This window comes from Marinifilum fragile (assembly GCF_963677365.1).
Lineage (GTDB): Bacteria > Bacteroidota > Bacteroidia > Bacteroidales > Marinifilaceae > Marinifilum > Marinifilum fragile.
Genome location: NZ_OY781962.1, coordinates 4773098 through 4788252 on the forward strand (window position 1 = coordinate 4773098; position 15155 = coordinate 4788252).

Sequence of the window (15155 nt, forward strand, 5' to 3'; positions counted from 1 at the left end):
TCAATTTTTTGATAGGCTGGCGCAAGAAAAATACTCTTCCAACAATTACGATTTAGAATCTTGTCTCAAATTTAGTACAGTCTGTTTTCATATTCAGACTGCTTGTAAACAACTAAACAAGCTATTTGTTTTTCACTCATCCGTTTAAAATTTCTTGCATTTGTTGGATGGAAGTCGCAAGATCAAAATAATCATTAGCGTGCGTGTTTAATAATTATTTTAATCATGCTCGTTTCATCATCAAATTCGTTAAATTAGGAGATACAACCCAATTTAATACCGATTATTAATTAGTAAGAGTCATTTTGTGTGCTTAGCTTCAACTGGACTAACTAATTATATATCGGCATTTCAATTTAATATCTCAATGTTTCGCCAATGGCTCACATTGAAATTTAAATGGTATAACCCTATGGCAAGAACAACCCGCTGGCGACGATTTTTAATCTGGAGATTAAAACGTATCAACAATCAAAACTTCATGTTAATATTAAGTGTTTTTGTTGGAGTAGCCTCTGGCATGACCGCTTTAGTATTAAAAACAGCAGTATACCGTGGAAGAGAGTTTTTATTGGAAGGTATCGACTGGACCTACCAAAATTACCTCTTTTTCCTTTATCCCATGATTGGTGTTGGACTCACCTTAATTTTCAAAAAGTATATCATTCGCGATTTCATAAAACACAACATCACATCATTGTTACATGCCATATCCATGCGCAACAGCATCGTAAAGCTTCACAAAACCTATTCTTCAGTCATTGGATCTATTATAACTGCAGGTTTTGGAGGAAGTATCGGTCTGGAGTCGCCCATCATTTCGTCGGGAGCGGCCATTGGTTCCAATATGGCCCGCAACTTTCACCTGAACTACAAGGAGATTACTGTGATGCTGGCTTGTGGAGCTTCGGGTGCCATTGCAGCTATTTTTAATACGCCCATTGCTGCCATTGTGTTTGCTTTGGAGGTTTTGCTCATCGATTTGTCGCGTTTTTCTCTCATTCCTTTGTTGATGGCATCGGTGAGTGGGGCTATTACTACCAAACTGTTTTTAGATGAGGATATCTTAATTGAGTTTGCCATTACTCATCCATTTGAGTCTAGCGATATTCCTTTTTTTATTCTGCTGGGGATACTTTCCGGTTTGATATCGGTTTATTTTACCCGTGTATATCTATGGATCGAAAATAAATTTGAGAATATCAAAAAGCTAAGGAATCGCATGCTTATTGGTGGATTCATTCTGGGGGTACTTATTTTTTATTTTCCAGCTTTGTATGGTGAGGGATACAATATGGTAAAAGCACTGATAGGTGGTCGTTTGGATGAGGTATTTCAATCCAGCCTATTCGAGAATTACACTCATGTTTGGTATATGGTTGTTATATTTATTGGAGGTATGGTATTTCTGAAAGTAGTAGCAACATCCATTACTTTGGGAGCAGGCGGAATAGGTGGAATTTTTGCGCCATCGGCTTTTACTGGGGCCATGCTTGGATTCTTGTTTGTATACATTTACAATCACTTTAATTTGGGACCTCCCCTAGCTGAAAGTAATTTTACCCTTGTTGGTATGGCCAGTGTATTGGGTGGCGTGTTGCATGCTCCTTTAACGGGAATTTTCCTGATTGCCGAGATTACCAGTGGTTACGAGTTGATTGTGCCTTTGATGTTGTCAACGACCATTTCGTTTATAACAGTAAAAAGCTTGCAAAAAGAATCGATTGTTACAACTCAATTGGCTAAAAGGGGAGAGTTGATTACCCACAACAAGGATAGGGCAGTGCTTACTTTTATGCAGCTATCGAAAGTAATAGAGAAGGATTTGAAAAGTATAAACGAGGATGCTACACTGGAGGATTTAATCCAAGTGATATCAAAATCGAAAAGGAATATATATCCGGTGCTAACCGAAGAGGGCTATTTAATTGGTGTTGTGTTATTGGACGATGTACGAGAAATCATGTTTGATAAAGAGATGTATGATACACCAATAAGCAATGTAATGATCATGCCACCGGCTTCCATTTCTTACAAAGATCCTATGGAAGTGGTTTTAAAGAAATTTACAGAAACAGGAGCGTGGAATTTACCGGTAATTGATGATGGTAAGTATATTGGTTTTGTGTCCAAGGCGAAATTATTTTCAGCTTATCGCCAGCATTTGGTTAAGATTACATCAGATTAGTAATATATAAAAAACCTGACAATGTGAATTGCCAGGCTGTGTTTGAAAGGTATTAATAAATATGGATAGCAATTCAGATTATAGATCTATAGTCTGGTTTTGCATCCCATTGTGTTTGCGATATATTGAATCTCTTTTCTGATAATATTTTCGTCTTTGTTCCAGGAAATCATTTCTTAATGAGTCCAGTTCTTGTTGCATTTTACTATTGTATTCTTGTCTGAATTGTCTTCTACTTTTCATTATTTCTTCCCACTCTTTAAGAAAGTCTTTTTGACTGGAATCCCTTTGGTGAAAATTTCTTCGAAACATTGTAGAATCTAAAAAGTTATTGTCAAAGAAATCATCATTGAAAAAATCATCCGAAAAGAAAGGATGTCTGTTGTTTTTTTGTCTCAAGCTATCCGGACCAAAAAAGCGACTCAATTGTTCCTGCATTCTTTTGTGCATTCTACTCATGTCCATTCTGTTTAAAAATGCTGAGTCGTTTTGAAACTGGTGTGTACTATCCGATGACCAGAAATAAACATAGGTAGAATCATAACGAATTAGGTTTCCATCTTTGTCGTATTCTTTGTTTACTTTAATGTCTTTTTTAGGTAAGTTTTTGCTTTCGGTGTTTTGCCCAAAAGAAGTAAAAGTAAGCAGCAAAATACCTGTTAAAAATAAAATTTTGTTTATGCTTTTCATGATAACGAGGACTAATGGTTTTGCCCAATAAAATTACAAAACATCTGTATTTGCTGTGAGTTAAAATATTTTAAAAAGTATTAAAAAAAGCTGTCTCAATTGAGACAGCTTCTGTAGATTATTTGAATTTAAAAGATCTATTTCATGTGTTTTAAATTGACTGCATACATGATAATAAACACAATGGTAAAGAAACCTAATACCGCTGTATTCATCATGGTAGCTTCAAAATCTATTAAGGCAAGAGGGACAAGCAGCCAGAATAAATTTGCAAAAGTATACAGGTAAAAACCATTTTTACTCATTTTGAACATTAAAAATACACCTAGTAAACTTAGTAAAGCAAATAAAATATTGGCACCTGAAATTAAACCAAGGTTTTGTGATGTTTTTTCAAGAGTTACAATTCCATTTTGGATACTATTGTATGCAAATCCAGACTCAATACCTGCATCTGATAATGCTTCTTGTTGAGTTTCCAACATCTTCATTTGCTTGGCATATGTTGTATCGAACATGAAGTACTGATAAATGTTGCTTCCTAAAAGAAATCCACTGCCAATAAACGATAGAATACACAATACGGTTAAGAAAGTTGGTCTTTTTTTAGGCAATTCAATAGTTGTTACATTTTCTTCCATAATTAAATAGGTTTTGTAGGATGAGTAATATTATTTAGTTCATTTTTTTCAGGTTGATTGCATAAAGAGCAATAAAAAGAATGGTAAAAACACTCGAGAATAAAATACCGATGTTTACAAATAAATTGAAGCCAATAAAAATTGCAGGAACAAATAAGAGTAATACTTGAGCAATTGCATAAACATAGAAACCTGCTTTTTTCAATTGAAACATTAGGATTGCTCCCGTTAAACTAGCAGCATACAATAAGAATTGTGTCAAAGAAATTTCAAAAATGTGTTCAATTGCTTTTTGTCCAATTTCCAAAGCTCGTTCTAAAAATTGTCGTGCTGGTTCCTCTTGAACTTCTTCTAGTGCCATTTCGAAAAACTCAGGACCTAAAAAGTTTTTTATGGGCGACATTATCATCCCCATAAGGTTATTGATAACACCAAATCCGCTACCGATAAAAGTAAGTATACATAAAACAGTTAACAGTCCGGGTCTTTGTTTAGGATTGGTTTCAACAATTTCCATTTCAGTTTTATTTATGAGTTAGGGTATAAATTTTCACAATGATAAATTTACGATAAAGTTGATTAGTATAAAAAATATAATCCTGTTATTAGATTTTATACCTTTCTTCCTTGTTGAGTATGTGCTTTTGCATGATATGTGAGAACAATGCTATGATTGATAAAATTTTATCATTGTTTTTGTTGTATGTTCTAGAAATGTTCGTTGACAAGTTAAATAAGCACAAAATAATTTTTTTAATATCCCGATTTGTCTAATTTTGAACCTGCACTTTAAGGAGAGGATAAATGATATGAATCTTGCGGTGCATCATCTTTTCAAGGGGGAAGAAAGTTCAGTAAATATGGGTTTTTTACCCTTTAAACACTAACAAAACATTAAATTAATCCGATTTAATCGGGGAAAAGACAAACAACAATGGAAAGAGATAGACAAATTTTCGACCTAATTGATCAGGAATACCTACGTCAGAAAAATGGTATCGAGTTGATTGCTTCTGAAAACTTTGTGAGCCAGCAAGTAATGGACGCAATGGGATCGTGCCTTACTAACAAATACGCTGAAGGTTATCCAGGAAAGCGTTACTATGGTGGTTGTCAGATTGTAGATCAAACTGAACAATTGGCTATCGACAGAGCATGTGAGCTTTTCGGTGCTGAGTATGCTAACGTTCAACCTCACTCAGGTGCACAAGCTAATGCTGCTGTATTTTATGCATGTATGAAACCAGGTGATACATTTCTAGGTTTAGATTTGGCTCACGGTGGTCACTTATCTCATGGTTCTCCTGTAAACTTGTCAGGTAACCTATACAATCCAATTGCTTACCACGTGAAAGAAGAAACCGGAATGGTTGATTATGACGAGGTAGAAAAATTGGCTTTAGAGCACAATCCTAAAATGATTGTTGCTGGTGCTTCTGCTTACTCTCGCGATTGGGATTTCCCACGTTTACGTGAAATCGCTGATAAAGTAGGTGCTATTTTGATGGCTGATATTGCTCACCCAGCAGGTTTAATTGCTAAGGGATTATTGAGCAACCCAGTTCCTCACTGTCACGTTGTAACTACTACAACTCACAAAACTCTTCGTGGACCTCGCGGTGGTTTGATTTTGGTAGGAAAAGATTTCCCAAATCCATTTGGAGCTAAAACTCCTAAAGGAGAAACTAAAATGATGTCTGCTGTATTGGATTTCGCAGTATTCCCTGGACAGCAAGGTGGTCCTTTAGAGCACGTAATTGCTGCTAAGGCTGTTGCTTTCGGTGAGGCTTTAACTGATTCTTACAAAGAGTATGCTATCCAAATGCAGAAGAATGCTAAGGTGATGGCTGAAGAATTTGTAAATCTAGGTTACAAGGTTATTTCTGATGGTACAGATAACCACTCTATGTTGATCGACCTTCGTTCTAAGTTCCCTGAAATTACAGGTAAGAAAGTTGAAAATGTATTGGTACAAGCTGATATCACGATTAACAAGAACATGGTTCCATTCGATTCACGTTCTCCATTCTCAACTTCAGGTTTACGTGTTGGTACTCCAGCTATCACAACTCGTGGTTTGAAAGAGGAAGATATGCCAGTAATCGTTCAAATGATTGATGAGGTAATCTCAAACATTGATAATGAAGAGGTAATTGCTTCAGTACGTTCTCGTGTTAACGAAATGATGTGCGAGCGTCCAATGTTTGCTTGGTAAGAAGATTATACCAAAATATATGTGAAAGGGGAGAACTAAGGTTCTTCCCTTTTTTTGTGGTTAAAAGGAATATTGTTGTAGAATGCAGTCAGGAGGAGCAAATAGAGTTAAAAAGAAATCTTCATTCAATTATCCACGATTTTTTCATTTTGTTATAGAGCATATCTAATCTCAATAATTCTCTGTAGTTTAGCGCAAAATCTTTTGTTATGGAATGGTATTATTATTTGTTAATTGTATTGGTAGGCGTATTTTCAGGATTTTTAAATACTTTGGCTGGTAGCGGATCGATTATTAGTTTGGCCATGTTGATGTTTATGGGATTACCAGCAAATATTGCCAATGGTACGAATAGAATTGCCATTTTGATGCAGAATATTGTAGGAGTAAGTAGTTTCAAGAAACAGAAGGTATTTACTTTTAAAGAGGGAATATGGTTGGCAATACCTGCAATTATAGGTTCGGTAATAGGAGCCAGTTTAGCCGTTGAAATCAATGAAGAAATGATGGAGAAAACCATTGGTGGCTTATTGGTATTTCTCTTTTTTATTGTACTCTATAAACCTGATGCTTGGGTAAAAGGTCAGGCGGGATTGGTTCGTTCTAAACCCAGCATATGGCAAATTGTAATCTTCTTTTTTATTGGATTGTATGGTGGATTTATTCAAGCAGGTGTAGGATTTTTCCTATTGGCAGGTTTGGTATTGGGAGCTGGTTTCGATTTGGTTAAGGCCAATGCTATTAAGGTATTCATTGTTCTTCTTTATACCCCATTTGCCATAGGTGTGTTTATTATGAATGGTCAAATCGATTATAAGATTGGTTTTATTCTTGCCGCAGGTAATATGATCGGAGCCTATATAGCAGCTAATTTTGCGGTAAGTTGGGGAGCTAAATTTGTTCGATATATTTTATTAGGTGTTATTGTATTCGCTTCCCTTAAGTTTCTTGGTGTTTACGAAATGATTGGATTGTTTTAACTGTTGTCAGAACGCAGTCCATTAGAACTGCTAATTCAATTGGAAATGATAAGTTATGGTTCCTTTCTGATATGCAGGAGCGCTGCTATCTGAATTAAACTTGGCTTTCAACGCAGCTTTTCTGGCGGCCTCAAAAAGTGTTGAATTGCTGGTAGTAGAACCAGGCATTCCTGGGCGTGCATTAACAACTTTCCCATTCTTGTCAACAGTTATCTCTACAACAACTTTTCCGCCCTCTTGAAGGTTATATTGAGGTTTAGGTATCGATAGGGAATTACGTCCTTGCAAATCGTAGGAAACACCTTTACTTCCCAGGCCAGTTCCACTGTAATTGTCAGAGTTTGGCGAACCGGTTGGTTTTCCCTGATTCCCACTTCCAGTACTTACACCTTGAGATGAGTTGGATGAAGTGCCTTGTCCAAAAACATTTTTAGCTCTATTGTTTATTGCATCAATTTTTGCCTGACGTTCTGCAGCTTCACGTTTTTTCCTTTCAATTTCTTCGAGGCGTTTTCTTTCAGCTTCGGCTTCTTGTTGTTTTCGAATTTCTTCCTGCCTTTTTTTCTCGGCTTTTATTTTAGCTAATCTATCTCTTTCGGCTTTTGCTTTTCTTGCTTTTTCGTCAGCAGCTTTTTTCTTTGCAATTTCTTCAGCAGATGGCAACTCCGGAGCATCTTCGGTATTCTGAGTCAACACTTTTTCTTGAGCAGAGCTTGACTCTGGTTCTGTTTTGGCAGGTGCTGATTTAGGTACTGAAACAGGATTGGCAACGGCAACTTTTTTCTGAGCTTTAGAAGGTGCAGGAGCTCTTCTTCCTACACCTTGGTTTGAGTTTCCAAAATTCACGAGAATCCCTTCTTCTTCAGGAAGTGGTAGGGGAGTGCGAAACCCCAGAAAATACAATAACACGATTAATCCAATGTGGAAAAATAGTGTACCAGCAAATCCTATTCTCTTATTTTTGGATTCTTCCATAATCTACTTTGCTCTTGTTGCCAATATCAATTTGTATTTGTTGTCCTTGGCAATATTCATCACTTTAACAACCTGTTCCATTGGAACCGATTTATCCACGTGCAGTGATATTGTTGGATCTTCTTCTCTCGCCAGTTTTCTTTGCAATTTTTGTTCCAATTGTGAGAATGGAACAGGAGTGGTTTCAATGTAAAAATTGAAACTCTTATCGATAGAAACCGTTGTTATTGGTTTAGCTGCAGTTTGGTTACTGCTTTTTGGCAACAGCAATTTCAATGCATTCGGACTAATAAGAGTAGATGTTACCATGAAGAAAATCAGTAACAAAAACACAATATCAGTCATGGAAGACATACTGAAAGCTGCACTTACTTTATTTCTTGTTTTTAGAGCCATACTTTCTTACTTGATTGGTTCATTCAACAAATCCATGAATTCGGTAGTTGTAGCTTCCATATTAAAAACTACTTTTTCAACTTTGGCCACCAAAATATTGTAGGCGAAGTAGGCAATAATACCAACTGTAAGACCCGCAACAGTAGTTACCATTGCTTGGTAAATACCGCTCGATAACAAACCAACATCAATATTATTTCCTGCATTTGACATGTCGTAAAATGCTTGAATCATCCCCATAACGGTTCCAAGGAATCCAATCATAGGTGCTGCACCAGCTACAGTGGCTAGTGTAGGTAGGTTTTTTTCTAATTTTGATACTTCTAGGTTACCAATATTCTCGATTGCAGCATTTACATCGTTTAGCGGACGACCAATACGTTTAATTCCTTTCGAAATCATTCGAGATACAGGAGTATCTTTAGACTGACATAAAGCCAAAGCAGAATCTATCTTGCCTTCATGAATGTAATCGCGAATGCGGTTCATAAAGTTTGCATCTTCTTTTGTCGCTTTACGAATAGCAAAATATCTTTCTAAAAAAATGTACATCGCAATTACCGAAAGAGCAAAAATTGGAATCATGATCCAGCCTCCCTTAAAGGCTAAATCAACAAAATTTAGAGTTAGTTCTGTTGCTTCAGCTCCTTGTCCTTCTATAGGCAATTCATTTTGAGCCATTTCCTGTACACCTGCAATAAGCGATAGATAATTCATATACAATTTTTTCTAGTTTGATCTAATACATAAAAAAACGAGATATAATAAGGAATATTATATCTCGCTAAATTAATATTATTGATTTTATTCCCCTATAGAAATTAAGGGAAATTGTATTTTATTCTAATGCAATAGTACCGCTTGTAAATAGTAAACTCCAGCACCAGCTAAATAACCAATAAGTGCAAGAAGAGAAATTTTCTTTAAGTACCAGATAAAATCGATTTTTTCCATACCCATTGCAGCAACACCAGCAGCTGAACCAATAATCAACATAGATCCACCTGTACCAGCACAATAAGCAAGAAATTCCCAGAATAAACCGTCTTGAACGAAGTTTGAAGCATAACCAACAGCTTCTGCACCCTCGATAGGATACATACCCATTGCAGCAGCAACCAAAGGTACATTATCAACAATTGAAGAAAGCACACCAATAATTAGGTTGATGATATAAATATCGTGTACGTTATCATCCAGCCATGATGCTAAAATATCAAGGTGACCAGCAGATTGTAAACTTGCAACAGCCGATAGAATACCTAAGAAGAATAATACTGTTGGAACGTCAACTTTTTTCAGAATACCGGTTACATTTAAACGGCTCTTGAATTCCTGATCCTTGTCCTTGTGCATAATTTCAGTTACTACCCACATTACACCTAAACCGAATAGCATGCCTAAATAAGGAGGCAAGTGAGTTACTGTTTTAAATACAGGAACAAATAGTAGTGATGCAACACCCAAGCAAAGAATGGATACTCTTTCCTTATAGGTTGTATATTCCTGGTCTTCACCATTAGTAAGTTGAGGACGTGTAACATTTCCTTTCATGTAGGTACTTACAATAATCAATGGAACAATCATTGTAAATAAACTTGGTAAAATCACTCGAGTGATGATATTGATTGTTGTAACCTGACCACCAATCCAAAGCATAATGGTAGTTACATCACCAATAGGAGACCAAGCACCACCGGCATTTGCAGCCAATACAACCATTGATGCAAAGAACCAACGATCTTTTTGGTCGTCAATTAATTTACGGATTAGAGCTACAATAACAATTGTAGTAGTAAGGTTATCCAAAGCAGCAGACATGAAGAAAGTTAAAATACTTAATACCCAAAGTAATTTTACTTTGTTAGTAGTTTTAATCTTGTCAGTGATGATTTTGAACCCTTGGTGTTGGTCTACGATTTCAACAATAGTCATCGCTCCCAAAAGGAAGAATAGAATTGTAGAAATTTCGGATAGGTGATGAAGTACTTCATGATGAGTTATGAAGTCTAGCATACCATGGGCATTATCCGTTCCGGGATTATGCGCTACGTATTCATTCCAGGCTCTACTTACTCCTGTAGAGAGGATGTCAACTCCGCCAAATACGTAAATAGTCCAAGTCAACACTCCGATTAAAAGAGCAGATGCTGCTTTGTCAATTTTTAGTGGATGTTCAAGGGCAATTGCTGTATAGCCAAGAACAAATACCACAACCATTAATGCAAACATAATAATTGATTATTTTAGGGATTTAAATTTTTTTAGATACTTAAACTGCTAATATACTAATATTTGTTTTTCAAAATCAGTTAGCAATTAAAGAAAAAAATCGAGAATTATTAATGCTGCGAAACATTGACGAAGAAAATTTAAAGGAATTCTACTCAGCTTTATTTTTCTTTTTTTTATTGCCTCTTAAAAAGCTCATGTATTTTTTGAATAGGCCAGAGAATGTGTTAAAATCTTCTTTGTAAAAGACACCAATTCCCTGTGTGTTTCTTGATTCTTCGTAGACTAAATATTCATTGGATCTCGTAAAAGCTTTTAGTTGTAACTTTCCTTTTTTATCCAATTTGATATTCACATCCACATCTCCAACAATATCATTGGCTCTTTCCTGGCTATTGCTCGTTCCAACGTTACCATTAATGGTTACCTTATCGTCGAAAACCTGAGTTGATAGAGCGACTTGAATTTCATCACTGGTAAGGTTATCTCCTGGGCGGTAACTTACACCAATATCAAAATCGTTACTAATTTGACTCAGCCAATTGGAAAGTTGATTGGATAACAACTCACTGGTAGTTACCCCAACTGCATAGCTCGAATTTTTGTTTTCGAAATCGGGATCAGTAGATCGAAGGTATTCAGGTGTGTAAAATCTATTTAAAACCAAAAGCGATAGGATTTGTTTATTGGTTTCATCTTCAGTCGTAAATAAACCTTCCAGAATACTTTGCGTTTGCTGATCTAATGTAGGAAATGCAATATTAAATTTGATGATTGGATTTTCAAGATTTTGGCTTAGATTCATATTACATTGAACCGGAATCTTTCTGTTAATATCAATGTATGGTGTATTCAACAATAGGTCGTATAAGGTTGTTTTAACGTTGTATACAGCATCAATATTAACGGTAGCATTGTAAGGATCGCCCGCCCATTTAATATTTCCACCATTTGCTAGATCGAACTTTTTATTAATTACATTCTGCAAAGTGAAAAGGTAACTTCCTTTTTGGATGGTGTAATCACCAAATATCTTAAATTCCCCTTTGGTATCGATTTCTAGTTTTAGGTTTCCATTTCCTTTGGCTTTAAGAACATCACCAATCTGTGAGTCAAAAATAATTTGAATATCAGTTTCTGGAGTAATTTCAAGGTCGCAATTCATACGAATTCCGGATAAATCAATTTTGTATTCCTCTTCTTCAGTATTTTGATCTGTTCTATTGGTATTAATAAATGTAATGAAATTACTTTCCTGAATATCTCCATTATTGTTAATGGGAACATAAACTCTTGTATTTTTATCTGTTTTTGCTCTAATTTCTACTTCCAAATCATTAATTGGCCCAAATAGGTGAGTGATACCTGTTACATACGCTTCGCCATAAAAAAGTTCATTGTCGGCTTCTTTTGTATCAAGAACATTAAAATTCAGAGTATTTACTGAAAGATCTAGCTGGAAGTTATTGAATTGCTCGTGTGTAATTGCTCCAAAAAGCAAAGCAGATTGATCATTTTGATCGTTAATGGTGAAATTATCGAATCGGAGCTCGCCAGGCATTATGCTAATGCTATCATTACAGTGATATGTAGTTTTTAGTGCATTTACAGTAAATTCGGCTTGCTCAAATTTCAATTTTCCAACTGGCTTTAAATCATCTGTACGACCTTCGATATGCACGCTTCCCGAAGTATTGCCTTTAATATTAGATATATTTTCTTGAAGATAAGGATTCAATAATTCCATTCTCATTTTATCGATATTAATATCCATACTTAAGGAATCAGAATCCGGGAAATAATCTCCGGTTACCTCTAACTCTTTACGTGATGAGAAATCTGTAAATGACGAAAAGCTTAATTTTTTTTGGTATTTGTTCCAATCACTGATTAGAAATAAATTACCAAGAGTATCCTGATTTAGAATTAAATTCTCAATCATTAGGTTTGAATTGGATAGCCTGTCACCATAGAAGTCAGAAACCTGAACATAACCTTTCACAGTACCATTGATACCAATATTTTGTTCGCGTGTCAAATCATTTAAATTCTTCAGACTAATGTTTTGGATTCTGAAGTTTATACTGTCATTGGGATTATTTGAAATCTTACCATCTAAACCAAAGAATTGATTTTCTCGTGCAATTTTAAAATTGTCTATTTCATAACTGGTACTATCGATAACAATTCGGGACTCAGGAATAGACCATATGCTGTCAGCCATAATAATTGTGCTTGGCAGCAAGCTAATATCCCATTTTATATTTTCTGATTTTTCTGACTTCTCCACTTCCCCTTCTGCCGATAAAAATCCACTATATGTAACTTTATCCCAATTGTTCCAGAGTACATCGAGTTTGATTTTGTTTTTTTCAGCAATTAGTTTTTGCGAAAGGTTGTATAAGCCAAAATTATCCGAGAATTTAAACTTGTTGGTTCTTCCCTTTAAGGTAAGTTTATCGCTATCGGTACTTAGGTCGATTTTTAATTCATCCAAAGATTTTCCTTCTACAACCAGCTTTGGAGTTTCAAAATGAAGGTTCAATTTACGATCAACAGCGATTATTTCACCTTCTAAATTGGTTTCTGGTGCAATGCTAAAATCAGGGAATAGTACCGAAGTAATTGGTTCTGTATCCTTAAGTTTTAGTTGAAACTTAAAATTATTGGTACTATCTATTTTTTCGTATTCTTTATCAGGAGCATAGGCAGGTAAATAGTAATAGGCAAGATTGGCAATGGAGGATATTAATTTGCCAACTTCATAATTTCCTTCAACATTAGCATCCGAAACATCCGAATTTAATATCATTCTTTTGAACTCTGGAGATGTAAAAGAGTTAATGGTAAATTTATTTAAAAGGAATTCGCCTAAGCTATTCTTATAATTGGTGTTGTTGATTTCTATGATCCCATTGGCATTATCGAAACTGCTACCAGTAAAGTTTGCATTAACAGATAAGCTAAGTTCCGCTTTCTGATCGCTTGTGTTTAGATGTAATGGAAATAGTTTTGCATGTTTTAGGTGTGAACTAAAGTTCATTGTTGGAATTTCTTGAGAGAAATCCACTTTACCAGAGAAATCAAAACCTATATTAGGGTCTTCAATGGAAACTTTACCATCAAATTGAGATTCTGAAAAGAACCCGTTCAGGCTTAAGTTCTTGTATGCGTAATCGTAAAAGTCAACTTCACTAATGTTTCCTTTCATGATTCCTTGGGTGGTTTCAGGAGAAGTGTAACCACTAATTGAAACATTCAGTGAGATTTCGCCAACTTTTTCCTGTTCGATTAATCCGCCCAGATTAAAATTTTCCGTTCTTAAATCACCATTAAAATCCAGCTTGTTATTTCCTTGATTTGGTTTAAACAGGATATCGGTTTTTAAATTTCCCAATTCGGTATTGAAGTTCCCATAGAATACAAAATCATTGATAAAACCATTAAATTTTCCTTTGTATTGTATCAATCCAAGATTGTTAAAATACTCAGGCAATTTAAAATGTTCTTTTGAATAGCCGGGAATATAAACCTTTTCGATATCCGAAATGCTAGTAGTTAACTCTTTAAAATCGGCTTCAAGGTATGTGTCGCTCAGGTATGGCAAGCCATTCATATAAAACCTTCCCTTTAAAGCAGTGTTGTCGCCATATGCAATATCAATATCTCGTCCTCTTAAATCAAAAATGGTACCATACAGTTTACCTGATAAATAACCTGTTTCTCTGAAACCTAACAATTCTTCGTTGAAATAAGCCAGATCCAAAAAGCTTACTCTTGATGATTTTAGCAGGAAATCGAGTTGCATTTTTTTCGTGAACTTAGCCCAATACTTTTTGTGTGGTTCATAATTGAAATAAAGATGTTCAGCTACTACTTTACTTTGTTTCGAAACAATGTTCACATCAGACAATCCCCATTGATGACTGGTAAACCAATTGTTGGCTTTAAAATCTTTCAGTACAAAACCTGATTTTTCTTTACAGCTGAGATGCTGTAGGAAAAAACCAACGGAATCGCCTACTACTTTTATGTTTCTGGCCTGAATGTTTAGGTCGGTAACAAAAATGTCATCATAGTTCATTCCAAAGTTTTGTGGCACGTAATCAATGGTTTTGTAACCAAAACTCGAATTCTCCATATCAACATTTGCAACAGATATTTGCCATGATTTTTGATCTGTCTCCTCAGGGGGCGAAGAATTGCTACTTGATAAGGAATCTATAAATACTTCGATATTTAAGTTTCGTTCTTCATCTTCGTATAGGTTGAAGAAGGTTTTCGAAAGGGTAAGTTTATTAATGTAAATCTCTTTTTTACTGAAACTAAAAGAGTCAATTTTGGCTTTTAAATTATCAATGTAAATTAAGGTGTCTTGTCTGTAATCCTCAATATACAATCCTTTTAAAACAATACTTTTAAAGGGAGAAATGTTTACTCCTTCAATGCTAATTGGCGTGTGAGTTTGTTCCGATAAATAATTAGCAATTTTTCTACTTACATGAGTTTGAACTGTACTGCTTAGGAAAAGCAAATACATGATGCAGGGAATCATAATGATAACTGCTACAGTCCAAATTGATATTTTGAAAAATTTTTTAATAATTTTGCCGTTTTGTGAGTTGCACAAAATTAGGTAAAAAGAAGAAGAAAGTAACAACAATAAAGGGCGATTGGGAGCTTTTTTGATTTTTTTAACTATTGGTAGGATAAATCAATTTAATTGCCCGACATAATGAAATAAAAAGATGAGTATAACTATTCTTGGAATTGAATCATCATGCGATGATACTTCCGCATCGATATTAAAGGATGGAATTATTTATTCCAACATTATA

General features: G+C 35.1%; 11 protein-coding genes. 3 read left to right on the forward strand and 8 right to left on the reverse strand.

Going from position 1 to position 15155, the window contains the following annotated elements:
- Positions 1-412 precede the first annotated feature (412 nt).
- On the forward strand, positions 413-2188 hold the full coding sequence (locus ACKPCA_RS19395; RefSeq protein ID WP_321280580.1) for a chloride channel protein: 1776 nt from the start codon (positions 413-415) through the stop codon (positions 2186-2188).
- Positions 2189-2266: 78 nt separating this feature from the next.
- Here ACKPCA_RS19395 and ACKPCA_RS19400 read toward each other — a convergent pair whose 3' ends face one another.
- From ACKPCA_RS19400 to ACKPCA_RS19410, 3 genes are all read right to left on the reverse strand, one after another.
- Complete coding sequence (locus ACKPCA_RS19400) at positions 2267-2878, reverse strand: hypothetical protein (RefSeq protein WP_054714702.1); 612 nt, start codon at positions 2876-2878, stop codon at positions 2267-2269.
- A 137-nt stretch (positions 2879-3015) separates the two neighbouring features.
- Entirely contained in the window at positions 3016-3519 is a 504-nt protein-coding gene (locus ACKPCA_RS19405; RefSeq protein ID WP_321280584.1) for a hypothetical protein, read from the reverse strand.
- A gap of 34 nt (positions 3520-3553) precedes the next feature.
- Entirely contained in the window at positions 3554-4036 is a 483-nt protein-coding gene (locus ACKPCA_RS19410; RefSeq protein WP_321280585.1) for a hypothetical protein, read from the reverse strand.
- Between the two features lie 417 nt (positions 4037-4453).
- Between ACKPCA_RS19410 and glyA the strand changes: the two genes are divergently transcribed.
- Together glyA and ACKPCA_RS19420 are read left to right on the forward strand one after the other, a co-directional pair.
- Positions 4454-5734: a serine hydroxymethyltransferase gene (gene glyA, locus ACKPCA_RS19415; RefSeq protein ID WP_321280586.1), complete on the forward strand. Its 1281-nt coding sequence runs from the start codon at positions 4454-4456 to the stop codon at positions 5732-5734.
- Between the two features lie 209 nt (positions 5735-5943).
- The gene (locus tag ACKPCA_RS19420; RefSeq protein ID WP_321280587.1) at positions 5944-6714 is read left to right on the forward strand and encodes a sulfite exporter TauE/SafE family protein; all 771 of its coding nucleotides are present in this window, start codon (positions 5944-5946) and stop codon (positions 6712-6714) included.
- A gap of 30 nt (positions 6715-6744) precedes the next feature.
- On the opposite strand, the gene ACKPCA_RS19425 is transcribed toward ACKPCA_RS19420, so the two are convergent.
- The 5 genes from ACKPCA_RS19425 to ACKPCA_RS19445 all read right to left on the reverse strand — a co-directional run bounded on the left by ACKPCA_RS19425 (position 6745) and on the right by ACKPCA_RS19445 (position 14857).
- On the reverse strand, positions 6745-7689 hold the full coding sequence (locus tag ACKPCA_RS19425; RefSeq protein ID WP_321280589.1) for a cell envelope integrity TolA family protein: 945 nt from the start codon (positions 7687-7689) through the stop codon (positions 6745-6747).
- A gap of 3 nt (positions 7690-7692) precedes the next feature.
- The gene (locus ACKPCA_RS19430) at positions 7693-8085 is read right to left on the reverse strand and encodes an ExbD/TolR family protein (RefSeq protein ID WP_054714719.1); all 393 of its coding nucleotides are present in this window, start codon (positions 8083-8085) and stop codon (positions 7693-7695) included.
- Between the two features lie 6 nt (positions 8086-8091).
- Entirely contained in the window at positions 8092-8802 is a 711-nt protein-coding gene (locus tag ACKPCA_RS19435) for a MotA/TolQ/ExbB proton channel family protein (protein ID WP_054714723.1), read from the reverse strand.
- Positions 8803-8928: 126 nt separating this feature from the next.
- Positions 8929-10317: a sodium:proton antiporter NhaD gene (gene nhaD, locus ACKPCA_RS19440; RefSeq protein ID WP_054714726.1), complete on the reverse strand. Its 1389-nt coding sequence runs from the start codon at positions 10315-10317 to the stop codon at positions 8929-8931.
- A 151-nt stretch (positions 10318-10468) separates the two neighbouring features.
- Positions 10469-14857, reverse strand: coding sequence for a translocation/assembly module TamB domain-containing protein (locus tag ACKPCA_RS19445; protein ID WP_321280591.1), 4389 nt, complete (start codon positions 14855-14857; stop codon positions 10469-10471).
- Between the last annotated feature and the right edge of the window lie 298 nt (positions 14858-15155).

Coding starts and splice junctions, on each gene's coding strand:
- ACKPCA_RS19395 (WP_321280580.1), top strand. CDS start 413: ATGGCAAGAACAACCCGCTGGCGACGATTTTTAATCTGGAGATTAAAA.
- ACKPCA_RS19400 (WP_054714702.1), bottom strand. CDS start 2,878: ATGAAAAGCATAAACAAAATTTTATTTTTAACAGGTATTTTGCTGCTT.
- ACKPCA_RS19405 (WP_321280584.1), bottom strand. CDS start 3,519: ATGGAAGAAAATGTAACAACTATTGAATTGCCTAAAAAAAGACCAACT.
- ACKPCA_RS19410 (WP_321280585.1), bottom strand. CDS start 4,036: ATGGAAATTGTTGAAACCAATCCTAAACAAAGACCCGGACTGTTAACT.
- glyA (WP_321280586.1), top strand. CDS start 4,454: ATGGAAAGAGATAGACAAATTTTCGACCTAATTGATCAGGAATACCTA.
- ACKPCA_RS19420 (WP_321280587.1), top strand. CDS start 5,944: ATGGAATGGTATTATTATTTGTTAATTGTATTGGTAGGCGTATTTTCA.
- ACKPCA_RS19425 (WP_321280589.1), bottom strand. CDS start 7,689: ATGGAAGAATCCAAAAATAAGAGAATAGGATTTGCTGGTACACTATTT.
- ACKPCA_RS19430 (WP_054714719.1), bottom strand. CDS start 8,085: ATGGCTCTAAAAACAAGAAATAAAGTAAGTGCAGCTTTCAGTATGTCT.
- ACKPCA_RS19435 (WP_054714723.1), bottom strand. CDS start 8,802: ATGAATTATCTATCGCTTATTGCAGGTGTACAGGAAATGGCTCAAAAT.
- nhaD (WP_054714726.1), bottom strand. CDS start 10,317: ATGTTTGCATTAATGGTTGTGGTATTTGTTCTTGGCTATACAGCAATT.
- ACKPCA_RS19445 (WP_321280591.1), bottom strand. CDS start 14,857: ATGTATTTGCTTTTCCTAAGCAGTACAGTTCAAACTCATGTAAGTAGA.